The 19,194-nt window shown below is 61.0% G+C and carries 17 protein-coding genes and 3 tRNA genes; 9 read left to right on the plus strand and 11 right to left on the minus strand.

Annotation, left to right across the window (positions count from 1 at the left end; genetic code table 11):
• From JO015_11135 to JO015_11175, 9 genes are all read right to left on the minus strand, one after another.
• Positions 1–195: TRIC cation channel family protein (locus tag JO015_11135; GenBank protein MBV9999652.1), on the minus strand; the 195-nt coding region annotated here is incomplete at its 3' end.
• Between the two features lie 292 nt (positions 196–487).
• A complete protein-coding gene (locus JO015_11140) occupies positions 488–706 on the minus strand; it encodes a hypothetical protein (protein MBV9999653.1) in 219 nt (72 codons plus the stop codon).
• A gap of 499 nt (positions 707–1,205) precedes the next feature.
• Positions 1,206–6,746, minus strand: coding sequence for an excinuclease ABC subunit UvrA (uvrA, locus tag JO015_11145; protein ID MBV9999654.1), 5,541 nt, complete (start codon positions 6,744–6,746; stop codon positions 1,206–1,208).
• A gap of 427 nt (positions 6,747–7,173) precedes the next feature.
• Positions 7,174–7,845: a phosphatase PAP2 family protein gene (locus tag JO015_11150; protein ID MBV9999655.1), complete on the minus strand. Its 672-nt coding sequence runs from the start codon at positions 7,843–7,845 to the stop codon at positions 7,174–7,176.
• Between the two features lie 67 nt (positions 7,846–7,912).
• Entirely contained in the window at positions 7,913–9,352 is a 1,440-nt protein-coding gene (locus JO015_11155; GenBank protein MBV9999656.1) for an amino acid permease, read from the minus strand.
• Between the two features lie 115 nt (positions 9,353–9,467).
• The gene (locus tag JO015_11160) at positions 9,468–9,680 is read right to left on the minus strand and encodes a hypothetical protein (protein ID MBV9999657.1); all 213 of its coding nucleotides are present in this window, start codon (positions 9,678–9,680) and stop codon (positions 9,468–9,470) included.
• Positions 9,681–9,687: 7 nt separating this feature from the next.
• Positions 9,688–10,371, minus strand: a complete 684-nt coding sequence (locus tag JO015_11165; GenBank protein MBV9999658.1) for a cysteine hydrolase — start codon at positions 10,369–10,371, stop codon at positions 9,688–9,690.
• Between the two features lie 495 nt (positions 10,372–10,866).
• Positions 10,867–11,310 (minus strand): cupin domain-containing protein, encoded by a 444-nt coding sequence (locus JO015_11170; GenBank protein MBV9999659.1) that lies wholly within the window; start codon positions 11,308–11,310, stop codon positions 10,867–10,869.
• A 35-nt stretch (positions 11,311–11,345) separates the two neighbouring features.
• Entirely contained in the window at positions 11,346–12,422 is a 1,077-nt protein-coding gene (locus tag JO015_11175) for a type II asparaginase (GenBank protein ID MBV9999660.1), read from the minus strand.
• A gap of 134 nt (positions 12,423–12,556) precedes the next feature.
• Here JO015_11175 and JO015_11180 point away from each other — a divergent pair.
• A tRNA-Pro gene (locus JO015_11180) sits at positions 12,557–12,634 on the plus strand.
• Positions 12,635–12,963: 329 nt separating this feature from the next.
• Here JO015_11180 and JO015_11185 read toward each other — a convergent pair.
• On the minus strand, positions 12,964–14,241 hold the full coding sequence (locus JO015_11185) for an N-acetylmuramoyl-L-alanine amidase (GenBank protein ID MBV9999661.1): 1,278 nt from the start codon (positions 14,239–14,241) through the stop codon (positions 12,964–12,966).
• Positions 14,242–14,299: 58 nt separating this feature from the next.
• On the opposite strand from JO015_11185, the gene JO015_11190 reads away from it, so the two are divergent.
• Entirely contained in the window at positions 14,300–15,169 is an 870-nt protein-coding gene (locus JO015_11190) for a TIGR00282 family metallophosphoesterase (protein ID MBV9999662.1), read from the plus strand.
• Between the two features lie 146 nt (positions 15,170–15,315).
• On the opposite strand, the gene JO015_11195 is transcribed toward JO015_11190, so the two are convergent.
• Positions 15,316–15,474 carry a hypothetical protein gene (locus tag JO015_11195; GenBank protein MBV9999663.1) on the minus strand — a complete coding sequence of 53 codons (159 nt, stop codon included), beginning with the start codon at positions 15,472–15,474 and terminating at the stop codon, positions 15,316–15,318.
• Between JO015_11195 and JO015_11200 the strand changes: the two genes are divergently transcribed.
• The 7 genes from JO015_11200 (at position 15,448) to JO015_11230 (ending at position 19,169) form a co-directional block, all read left to right on the plus strand.
• A tRNA-Thr gene (locus JO015_11200) sits at positions 15,448–15,523 on the plus strand. The genes JO015_11195 and JO015_11200 overlap by 27 nt on opposite strands.
• A gap of 64 nt (positions 15,524–15,587) precedes the next feature.
• Positions 15,588–16,772, plus strand: a complete 1,185-nt coding sequence (gene tuf, locus JO015_11205) for an elongation factor Tu (GenBank protein MBV9999664.1) — start codon at positions 15,588–15,590, stop codon at positions 16,770–16,772.
• Positions 16,773–16,873: 101 nt separating this feature from the next.
• Positions 16,874–16,946 (plus strand) — tRNA-Trp (locus JO015_11210).
• A 65-nt stretch (positions 16,947–17,011) separates the two neighbouring features.
• Positions 17,012–17,224, plus strand: a complete 213-nt coding sequence (locus JO015_11215; protein ID MBV9999665.1) for a preprotein translocase subunit SecE — start codon at positions 17,012–17,014, stop codon at positions 17,222–17,224.
• 148 nt (positions 17,225–17,372) lie between these two features.
• On the plus strand, positions 17,373–17,936 hold the full coding sequence (gene nusG, locus JO015_11220) for a transcription termination/antitermination factor NusG (protein MBV9999666.1): 564 nt from the start codon (positions 17,373–17,375) through the stop codon (positions 17,934–17,936).
• Positions 17,937–17,946: 10 nt separating this feature from the next.
• Entirely contained in the window at positions 17,947–18,372 is a 426-nt protein-coding gene (gene rplK, locus JO015_11225; GenBank protein MBV9999667.1) for a 50S ribosomal protein L11, read from the plus strand.
• A gap of 92 nt (positions 18,373–18,464) precedes the next feature.
• Complete coding sequence (locus JO015_11230; GenBank protein ID MBV9999668.1) at positions 18,465–19,169, plus strand: 50S ribosomal protein L1; 705 nt, start codon at positions 18,465–18,467, stop codon at positions 19,167–19,169.
• Positions 19,170–19,194: the final 25 nt, after the last annotated feature.

A 19,194-nucleotide genomic window follows, 5' to 3' on the forward strand; every position in this document is an offset into this window, starting at 1 on the left:
GCGCCAATCGCTGATAGCCCCGGGCGGAATGGCCCCAATTAGGACGTCCCGGGTGATTCCCCCGGTGTTCGCCGCCGCAAAGGACAGCACCAGAACGCCAAACACATCCAACCGATGCTTCACGCCCGCCATCGCGCCGCTCAGGGCAAAGACAAAGGTGCCGGCAAGATCAAGTATATACGGAAGCGACGCCATGAAGAAGGAAGACGGAAGACGTTTCCTCAGACCACGCTATTGGCAAGCATATACGCGAACGGTTAATGCCGCGATAAACCGCTTCATCTGCCTACGCCGATAATCCCCCGAGTTACAGGGTGCGATGCCGGCACCGCGGAAACGTCAGGACTGCCAAGATCCTCAATCGCAACCTATTCTACCGGTAGCCATGCCCTGGTCGCGACGACGAGCGTCTCAACGCCTGTTCGCAAAGTCCCGCTTGGCGGCGACCGTGGCAGGCTCGCGATGCTTTGCTTAAGAAAAACTCGTCTTAATGCACCTCCGGGGCGTCCCTGGTTGCGACGTGCAGGACTGAACCGATCGGCAGGATGAGCACGAGGCCGGTTTGCGGGTCCACGATTGTGCAGACGTGCTGGCCGACGCTCATCCGCTCGACGGTTTCGATCGGGTAAGTCTCACCGCGTTTCAAGGTCACGGTAAAGGGGATGAAGGGCTGTTTTCGTAAGAGCGTGATCAATTGCTCTCTCATACCATTTCGGCCGCCACGGAGGTAAAATCTTGTCTTCCTTCCCAGGAGCCCTGCCGGATTTAAACCTATGAGACCGTATGAACGGTCTTAGGCCCAACGGGCCGGGAGATCTTAGCCCAGGGTTCACCCTGGGAAGGCGTCTCTCCCCCCGGCTCATCCCTGAAGGGGCGGTAGAAGGCGTCGCTCGCGGGTTCTGCCGCCCCTTCAGCAAATCCAGCCCGGCGGGGCGGGCGTTTGTTGGGATGGGCGTACGGACGTGACGCCTTAGGAGGGCTCGATCGTAATTTGACAGTTACCCAGGGTAAACCCTGGGCTAAGGTCTGCCGGCCCGTTGGGCCTAAGGCCGATTCAGCCAGCTATAGAGAATCCTCCGGCACCGGCACCCCCTGACCCGCAATTCTGCCGGGATAAGTCTCTGAATGGTCTCATTCAACCTGCTTCTTTCGCGGATTTTTGGTGCCGGAGCTTTCGCCCGTTTTGTTCATTCCCCCCGGCTCGTCTATTTGTTCAGTTGTTTCCGGAGGAATGGCGCGGTTCGGGAAACCGGGTGCGCCGCAACTTCTTCAGGCGACCCGGCCGCCACCACCCGGCCGCCTGCGTCGCCGGCTTCCGGGCCGATGTCGACCAGGTAATCGGCTTCAGCGATCACGTCCAGGTTATGTTCGATCACGATGACGGTGTTGCCTTCATCGACCAGCCGCTGCAGAACGTCGATGAGCAGCCGCACGTCGGCCATGTGCAAGCCGATGGTTGGCTCTTCCAGAAGGTAAAGGCTCGATTTTGGCGCCTGGTTTTTTCTCAGGCGCTCGGTTAACCCGCGGGCGGTTCCGCTCTTCAGCTCACTCACCAGCTTGAGCCGTTGCGCTTCGCCGCCGCTAAGGGTCGGGCTCGGCTGTCCCAGCGCCAGGTAGCCGAGACCGGTACTGGCGAGCAGCTGCAACGGGTGATAGATCTTCGGTTGCGACCGGAAGAAGGCCGCCGCCTCTTCGATGGTCATTTCAAGCACGTCGCCGATGCTCTTGCCGTTGAACTGAACTCCGAGCGTCTGCGCGTTGAACCGTTTGCCGCCGCAGCTCTCGCAGGGGATGAAGCTGGTCGGCAGAAAATTCATCTCCAGTTTAATGATGCCCTGGCCGCTGCATTCTTCGCACCTGCCCCCTTCCGTGTTGAATGAAAACCGGCTCGCGCTGTACCCGCGGATGCGCGCTTCGGGCAGTTGGGCAAACAAGGCGCGGATTTCATCGAAGACCTTGACGTACGTGGCCGGGATCGACCGTGAAGACTTGCCGATCGGTGATTGGTCGACCTCATAGACTCCGCCGATGTATTCCGCCCCACGCACCTCCGACCACGGCAGCGTCTCGGGTTCTTTGCGCCTTTTCTTCGGCCCGGTGAGTTGCGCGCTGACCGCCGGCAACAGGACCGAACGCAGCAGGGTGCTCTTCCCGGACCCGGAGACGCCGGTGATCACGGACAGCCGGCCGATCGGAAAGCGCGCATCGATGTTTTTCAGGTTGTTTGCCCGGGCGTTGCTGACCTCCAGCCAAGGCACGTACTGCAGCGGCCGGCGTTCCCCGCGCAAAGGGTGGATCATCGGTTTGCGGAGGTAGAGTCCGGTCACCGACTGCCGGTTTTTCTTGATCTCACCCAGCGGGCCGAGCGCCACGACGCTGCCGCCTTGCCGGCCTGCGCCCGGTCCAAGGTCGAGGATCGTGTCGGCGCGGCGCATCGTTTCCTCGTCGTGCTCAACCACCACCAGGGTGTTGCCCTTTCGTTTGAGCGCCTCCAGCGTTGCCAGCAGCCGGTCGTTATCCCGGGGATGCAGGCCGATGGTCGGCTCATCCAGCACGTAGAGCACGCCGCGCAGGTTCGAGCCCAGTTGGGCGGCCAGCCGGATTCGCTGGGCCTCACCGCCGCTCAAGGTTTTTGCCGCCCGGCTGAGGGCGAGGTAATCCAGGCCGACCTGTTGCATGAAAAACAGGCGTTGGCTGATTTCGGCTACAATCGGTCCGGCGATCGGGGTTTGCGCCGCGCTGAACCGCAACCGGCCGATCATCTCCGCGGCGCGGGTCACCGGCACGTGGACGAAGTCATGGATGGTGAAACCCTGCACCTGCACCGCCCGCGCCGCCGCATTCAGCCGTGCGCCGTTGCATTCATGGCATGTGCGTATTTTGCTCTCATCAACCCAATCGCTGCGGCGCTCCTCGATGAGCTCGGCTTCGAGCATCGATTCGGCCCTTTCTTCCTCCAGCGAGTAGGGCAGCAGGTAGCCGAACCCGCGACAGGTGCCGCACCAGCCGTGCGGCGAATTAAAGGAGAAAAGCCGGGGGTCAAGCTCCTCGAAAGCCATGCCGCACGAAGGACAGGTCATCTCGCTGCTGAGCACGACGCGCGATCCGCGCGGAGGCTGCAGGAAGGCCGAACCGTGGCCCAGTTTCAAGGCAGTCTTGATTAACTCCTGCAGGTCGCCGTTCCGGCCTTGCACGAGTTCGGCAATCACAACCTCGATGGTGTGTTCGCGGTAACGTTCGAGCTCCGGGAAATCCTCCACGGCGCAGCGCGTTTTGTCCACGATCAGCTCGCGATAACCTGAGCGTTCAGCCCAGGCCGCAACTTCCTTGTGAAAACCTTTCCTGGCTTTTACCACCGGTGCGAGCAGCAACGCCGGCGTGCGGGTGAGCGCCTCGCGCACCTGCCGCGTGATTGCCGCCAGGCTCTGTCTGGCTACGGAGACCTGGCATTTCGGGCAGAACTGCGTTCCGAGTTTGGCAAATAACAACCGTAAAAAGTGGTAAACTTCCGTGACGGTGGCAACGGTGGACTTGCCGCCGCCCTGGCTGACCCGCTGTTCGATCGCCACGCTTGGGGGCAGGCCTTCCACGTGGTCGACGTCCGGCCGTTCGAGCTGTTCGACGAATTGCCGGGCGTAGGTCGACATGCTGTCGAGAAACCGGCGTTGGCCTTCCGCAAACAGGATGTCAAAAGCCAGGCTCGACTTTCCCGATCCGCTGAGCCCGGTGATGACTACCATCTTATCGAGCGGTACCCGGAGTGAGAGGTTTTTGAGGTTGTGGTGCCGCGCGCCGTGAATGGAGATGGCCGGCGTCATCACCGGCGGCGCCTCCATCACGCGGGTGAGATCGGCTGCCGGAAAGGCAGGGACGAAGCCGTTGCCCCCGTATTTTTTCTTTGCGAAGCGCGCCCGGAGGAACCTGCCGGTCTGCGAATCGTCAACCGCCGCAACTTCTTCCGGGGCACCGGCCGCAACGATCCGGCCGCCGCGATCGCCTGCTTCCGGACCGAGATCCAGGAGGTAGTCCGCGCACTGGATCACGTCGAGGTTATGTTCGATGACGATCAGGCTGTTGCCGTGTTCCACCAACCGTTGGAAGATGTTCAGCAACGCGGCGATGTCGTCGAAGTGCAGACCCGTGGTCGGCTCGTCGAAAATTAACAACGCCTTCTTATGATGTTTGGTCGCTTCGGCGAGGTGCCCTACCAGCTTCAACCGCTGCGATTCGCCGCCCGAGAGTGCATTTACCGGCTGGCCCAGGCGAAGGTAGCCGAGACCGACCTGGCACAAAAGTTCCAGCGCGGGGATTACGGTGTCGCCGTAAGGCAGGACCTTAAAAAACTCCATCGCCTCGGTGACCGTCAGCTGCAGCAGTTCATAGATGCTTTTGCCGGCCAGTTTCACCTCCAGCACGTGCGGTTGGTACCGTTTACCCTCGCATTCGGCGCAGCGCACGTACTGATCGCTGAGAAATTGCATTTCAACCTTCTCGAAGCCGAGTCCGGCGCACCGGTCGCAGCGGCCCGTCCCGGAATTGAAGGAAAACACCCCGGCCGTGAACGAAGCCGCCCTGGCCTCGGGCACATCCGCGAACATTTCCCGGATCCGGTCGAAGATGCCGGCGTAAACGGCCGGCGTGGAGCGCGGCGACCTGGCCAGGGGCGACTGGTCGACCAGCAGCACCTCGTCGATCTTGTGCGCGCCGATGAGCCGATCGCAAAGCCCTGGCAGTTCTTCGGTTGCCTGGCCTTTGAGCCGGATCAGGTTTTCATAAAGCACATCCTGGATCAACGTGCTCTTGCCCGAACCTGACACCCCCGTGACGCAGCAGAAAACGCCCAGCGGAATGCGCGCGGTCAGGTTTTTGAGGTTATGCTCGCGTGCGCCCACGATTTCCAGAAAATCCTTGGGCCGCCGGCGAGTTGCGGGTACCGGGATCTTTTTCCGGCCGGTCAGGTACGCTGCGGTCAATGAGTCCGCCGGCGCTTTGTCCAGGGCACCCATCGGCCCTGAAAAAACCAGTTTGCCGCCGTGTTCACCGCGTCCGGGCCCGATCTCGATCAGGTTATCGGCCGCCCGCATCACGGCCTCTTCGTGCTCGACGACCAGGAGCGTGTTGCCTTTGTCGCGGAGCCCATGCAGGACGCGCACGAGGCGGTCGACGTCTCGCGGGTGCAGGCCGACGCTCGGTTCGTCCAGGACGAACAGGGTGTTGACCAGCGATGCCCCCAGGCAAGTGGTGAGATTGACCCGCTGAACTTCGCCTCCGGAAAGCGAACGGGTGGAACGGTCCAGCGTCAGGTAGCCCAGCCCGACGTCGACCAGGTACTGCAGACGCGCGGCGATTTGCGCGCGAAGCATTTCCACGGTCGCGTCGGCCTGGTTGAGCTTCAGGTCGCCCATTTTGCGGACCAGATCCTCGACCGGAAGCTGTTGCAGGGCGGGAAGGGGAAGATGCCCGTCGCCGATCACCAGCGCATAGTTGAGGGCATCGGGTTTAAACCGGGTGCCGTCGCAGGTCTCGCACAGCGTGTAGGCACGGTACCGGCTCAGAAACACGCGGACGTGCATCTTGTACGTGCGCGATTCCATCCAATCGAAAAAGCCGCGCAGACCGTACCAGCCGCCGCTTTCCCAAACCTCGTCAGCCGTCAGGTCGGGGCGCATGTCGCCGTTGATCACCCATTTCTGGTCGGCCTCAGGCAGTTCGTTGAAGGGCGTGTGGATATCAACCCCGCGCTCGACCGCGCGGTTCAGCAGGTCGCGCTGGCATTCGCGCATCTGGCCGCTTTGAAAGGGCTTGATCACCCCGTCGGCGATGCTCAACCGCCGGTCCGGCATGGCCCGTCCCAGATCGATCCCGATGGTGCGCCCGAATCCGCGGCAGGCGGGGCAGGCGCCCAGCGGGTTGTTGAACGAAAAAAGGCCCGGCGACGGCGCCCGGATGTCCAGGTCGCAGTAAGGGCAATGCCAGCCGAGCGAAAACCGGTGTTCCGTAACGGGATCAAGCGTCAGGACGTTGAGTTGGCCTTTGCCGAATTTGAGCGCGCATTCGATCGCTTCGGCCAGGCGCGCCCGGGACTCCTCGTTCACCGTCACGCGGTCCTGGATCACCGGAACCAAGCCCGGCAGGCGTTTCACCGCTTCGGGCTGATCGGTCCGCACGACGGCTCCGTCCAGCCAAACGCGCAGGAAACCCTGTTGATTCAGAAAGGAAAAGAAATCAGCCGGCTGCGTGCCGGGCGGCGCCGGGACGCCGAAGGTCACCAGGACCGCTTTATCCCTCAGGTCCCGCCCGACCTGTTCAGTGATTGATTCCGCCGATTCGGGCACGATCCGGCGCCGGCAGGACGGGCAGAAGGCCGCGGCCGCACGCGCCATCAGCAGTTTAAGGTAATCATTGATTTCCGTCATCGTCCCGACCGTCGACCTGGTGGTCCGGACCCGGTTGGCCTGCTCGATTGCGATGGCGGGCGGGATCCCGAGAATCTCATCCACCGCAGGCTTGTCCATGCGGTCCAGAAACTGGCGGGTGTACGGAGAAAAAGTTTCGACGTAACGCCGTTGGCCCTCGGCGTAAATCGTGTCGAAAGCCAGGCTCGATTTACCGCTGCCGCTCGGGCCGGTGACGACGTGCAACCGGTTCAGGCTCAGGTCGAGATCGATGCCTTTAAGGTTATTCTGGCGCGCGCCACGGATGATGATGGCGTTGGGTTGTCGTCGTGGTCGTGCAGCCTTGGCCATACGGGAGCGGGAAGGTAGTACGTCCGGCGCCGGTCCGCCAGTGAGCAAATGTACACTGAGTGCCGGTCACACGGCGGGCGCAGCGGGGTTGGCGGGCACAACGACTGAGTTCACACAGCGAACACGGCGGAACACGGCGACCACGGCGGGAAGATTAAATCATCCGCAGAGCACGCAGAAGGACGCAGAAAAGAGAAAACGTCCACAGATTACACAGATTGACACAGATTAAGGTCACACGGCGACCACGGCGAGAAGAGGAAAGGGTTCGGAGCTCGGCGTTCGGAGTTCGGAGCGGCATCCTGGGGATGGGTGCGAGCGTCAACCTTGGAGTCGCCGCCGGGTCCTCTTGATCTGTGTAATCTGTGGATGTATTCTCTTTTCTGCGTTCTTCTGCGTGTTCTGCGGATCATTTCGTTTTCCCGCCCTATCGCCGCGGCCGCTGCTGAGTGCGGTCGGTTACGAGGATGCAAAAGGTGAGCCAGACGGCGGCGGCCGCGTAACCGCCGATGACGTCGCTGAGGAAGTGTGCGCCCAGGTAGATCCGGCTGAAGCCGATCAGCAGGACCAGGATCGCAAGGGCGGCGATGACGATCCGGCGGGGGAAATTGGTCGAAGGTACCCGGGTGAGCAGGTAAGCCAGGAATCCATAGGTGACGAATGAGCCCATGGCGTGCCCGCTGGGAAAACTCCAGCCCGGCGGCGTCACCCAGGGATCCTGAAGCTGGGGACGAACGCGCCGGAAAACATTTTTCAGAATCGTGTTCAGCTCGCCGGTACCGGCCAAGGCGGCCGCCCAGCCCAGCAGCAGTGACCATCGGCGCTGGAAGGCCAGCACCAGCGCTGCGAGCAATCCGATCACGCCCAGGGTGGTGACATTGCCGAAAAACGTGATCGTTTCGAACAGGTGCACTGACCAGGGGGCGCCGTGCTGGTGAAAAAATTGCGCGACGCTGAGATCGAAGCGGGTCAGCCACGCCTGTTCGCCAATCTCGTCGGCAAGGAAAATGAAGAGCGCGCCCGCCGCGGCCATGACCAGGAGTCCGGCGATGAGCGCGGCGCTCAGCCATCGGCGCGGGTGACGCAACTTGTCGTTCAAGGCGTCCAGACTGCCCCTTCAACGCACCGCAACGCAAGCCCGGCTTACCTTCGATCGGGCACCACCTTCACCTCGGGGCCAGGGCGCTGTGCCGGCGGCTGTACCCGAAGTAAATCAGCAGACCCAGACCGAGCCAGATCAGCAGGCGGAGCCACGTTTGCCAGGGTAAAAAGACCATCTGGACGAGGCAGATCAGGGCGCCCAGGATCGGGACAAGCGGAACCCAAGGCGTCCGGAACTTGCGCGGCAGATCCGGCCGGGTTCGACGCAGAATGATCACGCTGAGGCTGACGATGACGAAGGCAAGCAGGGTGCCGATGGAGACCAGTTCGCTGAGAACGCCGATCGGGAACAGGCCGGCGAACGCCGCTGCAGCCAGGCCGGTCACGATGGTGGTCACAAAAGGCGTGCGGAAACGGGGATGGACTTTTGAGAAGACCGGGGGCAACAGACCATCCGTTGCCATGCGGTGAAAAATGCGAGGTTGCCCCAACAACAGGACCAGAATCACGGAGCTTAATCCGGCAAGGGCGCCGAGTTCAATGAACGGTTTGATCCAGGCCACGGCAGGACCCACCTTCGTCACGGCGAAGGACACGGGCGCAGGTACATTTAATTCCTTGTAGTTCACCACCCCGGTCAACACCAACGACACCGCGACGTAGAGCACGATGCAAACCAGCAGGGAACCCAGGATGCCGACGGGGATGTCCCGCCTGGGATTCTTCACCTCCTGTGCCGCCGTGGTGACCGCGTCGAAGCCAATGAAGGCGTAAAAAATCACCCCGGCCCCGGTCAGGATCCCGGTCCAGCCGTAAACGCCGGCGTGACCTTGGTTAGGGGGAATGAACGGCGACCAGTTTTGCGGCTGCACGTGCGGAAAACAAACGATCAGGAACGCTGCCACGACCAGAAGCTTCATGAAGACAATGACGGCATTGGTGCGGGCCGATTCGCGAATCCCGAGCACCAGGATCGCCGTGATTATCACTATGACGAGGATGGCAGGGAGGTTCAGGAATGCCCCTGTGAAGATGAGCCTGCCGTTATCAAAATCCAAAGGCGCGTGGCTCAAGGCGCTCGGGATTTTGAAGCCGAAATCGGCCAGCAGCGCAGTGGCGTACCCGGACCAGCCGACTGCAACCGTTGCGGCCCCGAACAAGTATTCCAGGATCAGATCCCAGCCGATGATCCATGCGATCAGCTCGCCGATCGTGGCGTAGGCGTAAGTGTAGGCGCTTCCGGAGATCGGCAGCATCGTGGCAAACTCGGCGTAACAGAGCGCCGAGCACAAACAGCCAAGCCCCGAGATCAGGAATGAAATCGCGATTGCCGGGCCGGCATGCTGCGCGGCCGCCGTTCCGGTCAGCACAAAAATACCGGTTCCGACGATGGCGCCGATGCCGAGCAGGACGAGGTGGAAACCGTTCAGGGCGCGATGGAAGTCGTGTCCGCCCTCGCATTCCTCGACGAGTTGGTCGGCCGGTTTTGTCCGCAATAATTCCATAGTTTTCTATCTCCTGTGCTTGCGTGGTCCGGCTACCCTGACGGCGGGGGATTCCGTCCCGTATGGGTACGCAGGGCGAAGGTCCGGAGGTTCTACCTTCGTGGTTCTACCTTCGTCAGTGGCTGGCCATGTGCCGGCCCAAAGTGGCGATGTCCACGGAATCGGCGGCGGTTTCATAGACGATCCGGCCGGCCGACATGACCAGTAACCGGTCGGACAAGGCCAGCAGTTCATCCAGATCTTTACTGAACAGCAGGACGGCAATTCCGCAGTCGCGCGCCGCGCGCCGCGACTCGAGCATCGAGCATCGAGCGTCGTCAGGCGTCATGGGGCGGTCACGCCACGGCCCGCAGAAAGGCATCTGAATCCGCCACCGCCCCAAAGACGCCGCCTTGCATCTTGATCATCTTCAAGGCGGCCAGGTAATTCCCGTAATCCGTTGCGCCCGTACAATCGGAAAGCAACAGGCACTCGTAACCGCGATCGTTGGCTTCGCGCATCGTGGTGTGGACGCAGACGTCGGTCGTGATCCCGGTCAGGACGAGGTTTCTGATCCCGCGCTGCCGTAGCAGCATGTCAAGGTCGGTAGCATAAAACGAACCTTTGCCCGGTTTATCGATGACCGGTTCGCCCGGGGCCGGCGCCAGTTCCGGGATGATGTCCCAACCTTGCTCCCCGCGTATCAGGATGCGGCCGCAAGGGCCCGGGTCGCCGATGCCGGCCCCGATCTGCCGGCTGCGCCACTGCTTGTTCTCCGGCAGGTCAAACAGGTCCGGGCGATGCCCTTCGCGGGTATGGATGATGGCAAATCCCTTTTCCCGCAGGGTAGCCAGCACCTTTTTGATCGGTTCGATCGGCGCCCGGGTAAGCGAGAGGTCATAACCCATTTTGTCGACGTAACCGCCCTGGCCGCAGAAGTCGGTTTGCATGTCGATGATCAGCAGGGCGGTGTTGTCCAGTCGCAGGTGGCCGTTGTAAGGCCAGCGGTACGGGTCAGCGTCGACGTAAGTATGGTTCATGCATCCTTTCCGAGTGCGCCGGGAGCCCCGGCAAGACTGCGTACATTGCTGTAGGTCAAACCCATGACCGGCCGGTCAGGCAGCAAAAGGAATGCCACAAATGACAGTGGGTGTCGGGTGCGAGCGTGGGAGGAGAGCCGCCCATGTCAAGTCTGTAACTCCTCTTCCCGCCGTGTGCGCCGTGGCTCGCCGTGTTCGCCGTGTGAACTCTTACGTTGTGCCCGCCCTCCTCGCTGTGCCCGCCGTGTGACCGTGTGAACTCTTACGTTGTGCCCGCCCTCTTCGCTGTGCCCGCCGTGTGATCTTAATCTGTGTCCATCTGTGTAATCTGTGGACGTTTTCTCTTTTCTGCGTGGTCTGCGTGTTCTGCGGAATTCTTTCTGTGTTCTCTGTGGATCCCGTGATCAGATTGCGCTGATCGAATTTCAGCAGAAATGCTGGATAAAAAGCGCCAGATCCAGCCAGGGGCGAACCGCCGGCCGGCACCTGGCTCGATTATCCGCCGGGTTCCCAGCCGGGCGACGCCAGTTCGAAGCCGGTGAACTCGAAAGCGGGGGCAACCGTGCAGCCGGCCAGCGTCCACGGGCCGAGGCTTCGGGCGGCCTGCCAGGCGAATGGAGGAACGATGAGCTGAGGCCGTTGGCCGGCCGTGAGTTCCGGCCCGAGGAGGCGCGTGTCGAGGCGAGGCGGTTGGGCCGAAATTCGTAACTCGAGCGGCGCTCCGGCGTACCAATGCCAGATCTCCGTTGCATCCACTTTGTGCCAATGCGAAACCTCGCCCGCTCCCAGTAAAAAGTAGATGGCTGAAGAATGGGCCCGGCCATTGGAACCGCCCGGGTCCCGGTAGGTTTCGACGTAGTGGCCGCCTTCAGGATGGGGTTTGAGGCCGAGCAGCGCAACCACCTGTGCCGCGGTCAGGCCTTCAATAGGTTTGACCATACCTGCATCATCTTACCTCTCGATTTTGACCGGCGTCAGTACTCTGAGAAAATGCGTTGCAGGTCCCTGGTGTCACGAGTCTTCGTCAACGCGACCATCAGTAAAATCCGCGCTTTCTGAGGATTAAGCGTATCGGAAACGACGAAGTCACGCTGGTCATCGTTAACTTCATTGTTTCGTGCCACGATGCCGTTACCGACGCGAGCGCTCCGCACGATGATGATGCCTTGTTGGCGCGCGTCGGCCAACGCCGCCTCAGTGGTCTCGGAAGGGTTCCCGTCGCCTACACCGGCGTAAACAATGCCGTCCACCCTGGCGGCGGTAAAGGCGTCGACGGCCGTGCGGCTGACCCCTTCGTGCCCGTAAACGATGGCGACCTCCGGGAGTTTTTGTACGTTCGCAAGGTCGAATTCGGTCTGAGAGGTATGGCGCCGGACGGGCGCGCGGTAGAAGGCCACCCGATCGCCCTGAACATAGCCGAGCAGTCCGAGTTCAGGCGTTTTGAACGTTTCCAGGCTTGATGTGTTCGTCTTGGTCACGTCCCGGGCGGCGTTAATCTCGTCTTCCAGGCAGACCAGGACGCCCTTGTCCGCAGACGCGGGGTTGGCGGCTACCAAAACCGCCTCGTACAGGTTGGCCGGACCGTCGGCAGAGATGGCCGTCGGCGGACGCATCGAGCCCACCAAGACAACGGGTTTTGCGCTCTTGACGACAAGGTTCAGAAAGTACGCCGTCTCTTCCAGCGTATCCGTGCCGTGGGTGATCACGATGCCGTCGACGCCGGTCTGTGCCGCCAGTTCGTTCACGCGACGCCCCAGCTTCAAAAGACCTTCGTTCGTCATGTTCTGGCTCGCGATCTGCATCGCTTGCTCACCGCGAACCTGAGCAATCTTCTGCAGTTCCGGCACCGCCTGAAGCAAGGCGTCCACCGGGACCTTGGCCGCCTGATAGCCGACCGTCGTGGTGGACGTGGCGCCGGCCCCGGCGATGGTTCCGCCCGTCGCCAGGATCACAACATTCGGACGGCCGGTTGTTTCAGCCCGAAGCGGTCGCGGGATGATGAGAAGCAGGGCAAAAAGCCCCGCGCCGAGCCGAAATGTGAAAGCCTTCATGCCCCTCATCAAAACCGAGGCAGGGGAGGCGGTCGAGCCGGGAAATTTGCAGGCGGAAGTTTATCGCCGGGTTAATCGGGCATTTTCGGTTGCAATCTCCGCCGCCGGTCGTAATCTGCTGCTCTCTTGGTAATCGGGCTGTGGCTCAGCTTGGCTAGAGCGCCACGTTCGGGACGTGGAGGCCGTGGGTTCAAATCCCACCAGCCCGACCAGTAACTCGGTGACTGGTAACGCGTAACGTGAAATTGGAAGCATTTGATGGCCGCTGCGGCCATTCATTCCTTCCGAAACCGGCGCGGGTCTGCCTTTCTTGGGATCCGGGATATAGGCCAAACTGACTGCCCCTCGTGGGCCCATCCGTAACCCGAAATCTTCTTCCTGTCGATAAAACGAAATTCCGATTGCCAACACGCCTCTTAAGACTGGGGTTAACTTCAGTATGAGTCTTCCTGCCGTGTTTCGCCGCGGTGCCGTGTGAACGCTTCCGCCGTGCCCGCCGTTCGATCGAACCCGTTAGCCGTTACGCGTTATCAGTTACCCGTCACCGTCCCTCGCAGTACCTGCGTAAGCCTTCAGCGATGCCGCCGGCGTATTCCTGGTAAATGTCCTGATGCCAGGCGTTGTCGAACCAGCGCCAACCTTCGTATTCACCGGCCTGAAACCGGTCGAAAAACGAGCGGCTGTTCATGACGTAACATTCGGTGTAAATGACCGGGCATTCATACAGGCGGTTGGCCAGGAGGTTGCGCGCCCAGACGTATCCGCTCGTGCCCGCCGGGATTGCGTTCGGGCTGTGGTACTGGTAGGGCGGCAGCCCGGTGGCCTGAGCCAGTGCGCGGGCAACCGACTCGGCCAGGGCCAGTTCTTCGGGGTGGGTCTGGCCCAGGAGCTTGAGCAGCATCTCGAAACGGACGTCGTCATAGGCGAGTTCCGGCGTTGAATAAGCGCCGTTGACGAGCAGGTGAAGGTGGTTGGCGTCGACCAGGCTGGGGTGATCGGGGTCGCCCCAGGGTTCGGCGTTGAAATGCACGCAAATGACCAGGTCCGGCCGGATGACCTCGTTGACGCGTCTGGCGCGTTCATGGATTTCGGCCACGCGGTAGAAGAGCCGCTCGGCTTGCCATTCGACCGAATGTTCCCGGAGCGGATCGGCCGGGCCCTGATAGGTCGGCATGATGCCTGAGCCGCCTGAACCGTGGTTCTCTTCATGGAGCAGGTCCCGAGCGGCCGATTGAAGACTTTCCGGGCGCAGCTCGGTCAAGGGTCCCGGGCCGGGGCGTACCAGTACGACGCGCGCGCCCAAACGTTCAAGTTGCGGCGCCAGGACTTGCGCGACGCGCAGCGTGAGGTCGCCTTCCCGGATCGGCTCGGCGCCCTCAAACTGGAACCAGCGTTCTTCCATCCGGGCGAAGTCGCCGCCGAGGTGACCCGGATCAATCGCGATGGAGACCCCGGCGAGGGGATGATCCGGGTCAGCGGCCGGTCGCGGCAACGGTTTCCAGTAGCGCGGCACGGGCCTGGGCGTCTGGCCGGCGCCGGCGAGGGTCAGCATTACGTTTTGGGTGGCGTTGGCCCGGATCATCACGGCGTCAGCCTGGGGATGGATCCAGGCCTGGCCGGCATGGCCGGGAGCATAAACGTCATCCAGCCAGCGCACAAATTGCGCGGCGGTGAGCGAGCCGTCGTACGCCTGCAGCCGGCCCCAGTCCGGCGGCGACGCGAGCGGGGTAACCCGCTGGGCGCGTGCGCGCGGGGTTGCCGGCATCAGCAAAATAATGGCCAGGCAGAAAGCGTGAACACGAAGGCGACGGAAGAGCATGCAGGTTGATTGAGCGCGGGGGTGAACTTATATAGGGAGAATTAATCTTTGCGCGGCGATGGTACGATTTCTTTTCCTTGGGGACATTATTGGTGAACCTGGCCGCAAAGCGGTGATCGACCTGCTGCCCAAGCTGAAAGCAAGCTGGGAGCTTGACTTTGTGGTGGTCAACGGTGAAAACGCGGCGGCCGGCCGCGGCATCACCCCCAAAATCGCGATCGATTTGCTCAGGGCGGGGGCGGCGGTCATCACCACCGGTGACCACGTTTGGGACCAGAAGGAAATCATCGGTTTTATTGAGACCGAACCCCGCCTGCTCCGTCCGGTGAACTACCCGGAAGGCACGCCCGGCCATGGTTCAATCGTGCTGGAAACCGCCAAAGGCAAAATCGGCGTCGTCAATGTGCAAGGGCGCACCTACATGCTGCCGCACCTGGAAAACCCGTTCCGGATTGTTGAGGCTGAAATCAAACGGCTGCGCGACGAAACCAAAATGATCTTTGTGGATGTGCACGCAGAAACGACGAGCGAGAAAATCGCTCTCGGCCGGTTTCTGGACGGAAAAGTTTCCGCCGTCGTCGGGACCCACACGCACGTGCAGACGGCGGATGAACGGATTTTTCCCGGGGGCACGGCGTTTTTGTGCGACGCCGGGATGTGCGGTCCGACGGAATCGGTGCTGGGACGCGAGATCCAGCCGATCATCCAACGCTTTTACAACAGCATGCCGGTTAACTTTCCGGTGGCTCGAGGCGAGGTGCGTCTCCACGGCGTGCGGATTGACATCAACGAAGAAACCGGGTGTGCCCTCCGGATCACCCGGGTCGCGGAGCCGTGGCATCCGCCTGCGCCGGAGGTTGCACCCCCAAGGCAGAACTCGGCGGCTCCAACTGAGCCGACCCCAACGGAGCCGACCTTAACGCCTTGAACGGTTCCGGCACACCGGTTCACCCAGGCCGGGCAGAAGTTGGGCTCGTTTGCGGGGACCGTGCGCCGCTGGCGCAATGCGCCGTTGTCAAGAATCCTGTTGACGGGGTAATGCTCTTTGTTAAGTTTCGGGCTCGCTTGACGGACCTAGAGCAACCATTGACCCGCCACGAGCAGGATCGAACCTCGTTGGACCGGGTCTTTTTGCTCAAAATCCGAAGCGAGCCCTGGCTGATCCTGCAGAGCAGAGCGAAGCGAGCCGCCGGGAAACAGCACGACGCCCATGTAGCTCAGTTGGCAGAGCACGTCCTTGGTAAGGACGAGGTCACCGGTTCAATCCCGGTCATGGGCTCCATGTCCTGACCAGACAATTTATTTACTGAAGAGGATTAGCAGCAAGCAGAAGGAGAAGACCTTAAATGGCTAAGGATAAATTCGAGAGATCCAAACCGCACGTGAACATCGGTACGATTGGACACGTCGACCATGGCAAGACGACGTTGACCGCCGCGATCACGACGATCCTGGCCGAGCGGGGCATGGCGGAAGCCAAGCGTTACGATCAGATTGACGCGGCTCCCGAAGAAAAAGAGCGCGGCATCACGATCAACACGGCGCACGTTGAGTATCAGACCGAGAACCGGCACTACGCCCACGTGGACTGCCCGGGGCACGCCGACTACGTCAAAAACATGATCACCGGTGCGGCGCAGATGGACGGCGCCATCCTGGTCGTCTCCGCGGCCGACGGCCCGATGCCGCAAACTCGTGAGCACATCCTGCTCGCCCGGCAGGTGGGGGTGCCTTCGATCGTCGTTTTCCTGAACAAATGCGACATGGTGGATGATCCGGAACTTCTCGACCTGGTCGAAATGGAAGTTCGCGACCTACTTTCGCAGTACGAATTTCCGGGCGACACGATCCCGATCGTCAAGGGCAGCGCGTTGAAGGCGCTGGAGGGCGATTCCAAGTCCAAGGAATCGATTCTGCAGTTGATGGCCGCCGTAGACGAATACATCCCGCTGCCGGAACGCCCGATCGATCAGCCGTTCCTGATGCCGATCGAAGACGTGTTCAACATTGAAGGTCGCGGTACGGTTGTTACCGGCCGGGTTGAGCGCGGCATCCTTAAGAAGATGGAGGAAGTCGAGATCGTGGGCATTCGCCCGACCGTGAAAACGACGGTGACGGACATTGAAATGTTCCGCAAGTTGCTCGACGAAGCGCGGGCCGGCGATAACGTCGGGGTATTGCTGCGCGGTATCAAGAAGGAAGACGTTGAGCGTGGTCAGGTCGTGGCTAAACCCGGCACCATCACTCCGCATAAAAAGTTCAAGGCTGAAGTTTACGTTCTGAGCAAGGAGGAGGGTGGGCGCCACACGCCATTCTTCACCAACTACCGTCCGCAATTTTACTTCCGGACGACCGACGTAACCGGCACGGTCAAGCTTCCCGAAGGCGTCGAGATGGTGATGCCCGGCGACAACGTTTCGATCGAGGTCGAGTTGATCACCCCGATCGCGTTGGAAAAGACGATTCGCTTTGCCATCCGTGAAGGTGGCCGCACGGTTGGTGCGGGGCGCGTGTCCGATATCCTTGACTAACCTCTTATTCTCGAGGAGGAATAGCGGATTGGCCCATGATCTCGCAACGGCGGAACATCGGCTTTCTGCAGCCGCTCAGATTTTCTTCGGGCCGAAAAAATAGGTCAGTAGCTCAATTGGTAGAGCAGCGGTCTCCAAAACCGCCGGTTGGGGGTTCGAGTCCCTCCTGACCTGTTCTTTTCTTCCCCGGAACCGCGGGCGGCCTGTTCTGTTCCCGGCCTGGAGAATAAGCGTAGCTTATGTTTCGTCGCGCAACACAGTTTTTGGGCGAGGTCCGCACCGAGCTCGGCAAGGCGAGCTGGCCGTGGGATCTGAAAGAAAAGGGCGCCCGGCGGTACCGTGAACTCATCGATTCCACCAGCGTGGTCGTGATCGCGATGCTTTTGCTCAGCGGCTACATCGCGTTCTGGGATTTCATCATGGTGAAGGTGGTAAGCTGGCTGGTGCCATGAGGGCAAGGCGGCCATGGCCACGCCCCGCCCGGCCGCGATCCCGCACCGCAATCGCAACGCCGGTTACGACGAGTAAAGCAAAGTGAAGCAGATCGCTCTGCTGCGGATGCCGTGATAGATTGATTCATTCCGTAGCAAAACCGATCCCATGAGCGAGCCCGACAGAAACCAATGGTTTGTGGTGCACGTGCTCTCCGGCCAGGAGCAGAAGGTTTACGAAAACCTGACCCGGCGCGTGAAGACCGAGGAAATGGGTGATCTCGTCTACGAAGTCCTGATCCCGACGGAACGCGTTTCGGAAATCAAACGGGGCAAACGGACCGAGACAACCCGTAAATTTTTTCCCGGTTACCTCATTGTGAACATGTACCTGCTGGATAAGCAGAACCAGTTGGTCGACCGGACCTGGTATTTTATCCGCGAAACGCCGGGGGTGTTGGGCTTTGCGGGCACGAAAGACCGGCCGGTGCCCATGCGTCCTGCGGAGGTGGAAAGCATGCTGGCCCAAATCCGGGAACGCGAGGACAAGGTCAAGCCGAAGGTCAGCTTTGAGGTCGGCGAAACGGTTAAGGTTGCCGACGGGCCCTTCCAAAACCAGAGCGGCGTGGTGGAAGAAATTGACCCGGAACGTGGTAAGTTGCGCGTTTCAGTCTCCATTTTCGGGCGTTCGACGCCGGTGGAACTGGAGTACTGGCAGGTAGAGAGAGGTTAAATTTTTTGATATGGCGAAAGAAGTCGTAGCAAAGATCAAGCTGCAGATCCCGGCCGGGCAGGCGAACCCTGCACCGCCGGTGGGACCGGCGCTGGGTCAAAACGGCGTGAACATTATGGCCTTCTGCAAGGAGTTTAACGCCGCCACGCAGAAGCAGGCCGGAGACATTTTGCCGGTCGTCATAACGGTTTACAAAGATAAGTCCTTCACTTTCATCACCAAGGCGCCGCCGGCGGCAGTGCTTCTGAAGAAGGCGGCCAACATTGCCGCGGGCTCGAAAGAGCCGAACAAGGCAAAAGTCGGCAAGCTGAGCAAACAGCAGGTGATGGATATTGTGAAGGTCAAGATGAAAGACATGAACGCCCGGACTGAAGAGGCTGCGTATCGTACGCTGCTCGGTACCGCGCGGCAGATGGGTATCGACGTGGTCGAATAACCGCGCACAACGTTAACCACGTTAACCACGTTAATTCACTTTAATTCCTTTAAACGCAGGAGGCCTTTCGGGGCCGCCGGAACTGCAAATTTATGAGTAAAAAACAGCATCGCAGCAAGCGTTATCGCGCCTGCGTGGGACTGGTTCAGGCCGACAAGGTCTATTCGTTGGAAGAGGCCGTTACCACCCTTAAGCAGCTGCCCCCGACGAAGTTCGATCAAACCGTGACCCTGTCGTTTCGGCTCGGGGTCGATCCGCGCCAGTCCGATCAGATGGTGCGCGGCACCTGCCCGCTCCCGCACGGCAGCGGCAAGGTTGTGCGGGTCCTGGTTTTTGCCCAGGGCCAGGCGGCGCAGGCAGCCCGCGACGCCGGCGCGGAGTACGTCGGCTTCGAGGACCTGATCAAGAAGATCCAGGAAGGTTTTCAGGATTTTGACGTGGCGGTCGCCACCCCGGCAGCCATGGCGGAAGTCCGTAAGCTGGGCAAGATCCTCGGCCCCCGGGGATTGATGCCGAATCCGAAAACCGGAACCGTGACCGACGACGTGGCCAAAGCGGTTCGTGAGGTGAAGGCGGGCCGGGTGGAATTCAAGCTGGACAAGAACGGCAATGTGGCGGTGCCGGTTGGAAAATTCTCCTTCGAGACGCGGCCGCTGCTCGAAAACGGCGGGGCCGTAATCGACGCGGTGGTGAAGGCGCGGCCGCCCGCAGCCAAAGGCACGTTCATCCAGAACATCACGATGAGTGCCACCATGACGCCCGGTCTCCGGGTTGATGTGGCGCCTTACCTCAAGTGATTTCGACAAGAACGGAGACCCGAAT

Source organism: Verrucomicrobiota bacterium (assembly GCA_019247695.1).
Taxonomy (GTDB): domain Bacteria; phylum Verrucomicrobiota; class Verrucomicrobiia; order Chthoniobacterales; family JAFAMB01; genus JAFBAP01.

Excerpts from the sequence above, each read along its gene's own strand:
- tuf (MBV9999664.1), top strand. The coding sequence starts at position 15,588 with ATGGCTAAGGATAAATTCGAGAGATCCAAACCGCACGTGAACATCGGT.
- JO015_11230 (MBV9999668.1), top strand. The coding sequence starts at position 18,465 with ATGAGTAAAAAACAGCATCGCAGCAAGCGTTATCGCGCCTGCGTGGGA.
- JO015_11185 (MBV9999661.1), bottom strand. The coding sequence starts at position 14,241 with ATGCTCTTCCGTCGCCTTCGTGTTCACGCTTTCTGCCTGGCCATTATT.
- JO015_11160 (MBV9999657.1), bottom strand. The coding sequence starts at position 9,680 with ATGACGCCTGACGACGCTCGATGCTCGATGCTCGAGTCGCGGCGCGCG.
- JO015_11155 (MBV9999656.1), bottom strand. The coding sequence starts at position 9,352 with ATGGAATTATTGCGGACAAAACCGGCCGACCAACTCGTCGAGGAATGC.
- uvrA (MBV9999654.1), bottom strand. The coding sequence starts at position 6,746 with ATGGCCAAGGCTGCACGACCACGACGACAACCCAACGCCATCATCATC.
- JO015_11140 (MBV9999653.1), bottom strand. The coding sequence starts at position 706 with ATGAGAGAGCAATTGATCACGCTCTTACGAAAACAGCCCTTCATCCCC.
- JO015_11215 (MBV9999665.1), top strand. The coding sequence starts at position 17,012 with ATGTTTCGTCGCGCAACACAGTTTTTGGGCGAGGTCCGCACCGAGCTC.
- JO015_11165 (MBV9999658.1), bottom strand. The coding sequence starts at position 10,371 with ATGAACCATACTTACGTCGACGCTGACCCGTACCGCTGGCCTTACAAC.
- nusG (MBV9999666.1), top strand. The coding sequence starts at position 17,373 with ATGAGCGAGCCCGACAGAAACCAATGGTTTGTGGTGCACGTGCTCTCC.
- JO015_11190 (MBV9999662.1), top strand. The coding sequence starts at position 14,300 with ATGGTACGATTTCTTTTCCTTGGGGACATTATTGGTGAACCTGGCCGC.
- rplK (MBV9999667.1), top strand. The coding sequence starts at position 17,947 with ATGGCGAAAGAAGTCGTAGCAAAGATCAAGCTGCAGATCCCGGCCGGG.
- JO015_11170 (MBV9999659.1), bottom strand. The coding sequence starts at position 11,310 with ATGGTCAAACCTATTGAAGGCCTGACCGCGGCACAGGTGGTTGCGCTG.
- JO015_11175 (MBV9999660.1), bottom strand. The coding sequence starts at position 12,422 with ATGAAGGCTTTCACATTTCGGCTCGGCGCGGGGCTTTTTGCCCTGCTT.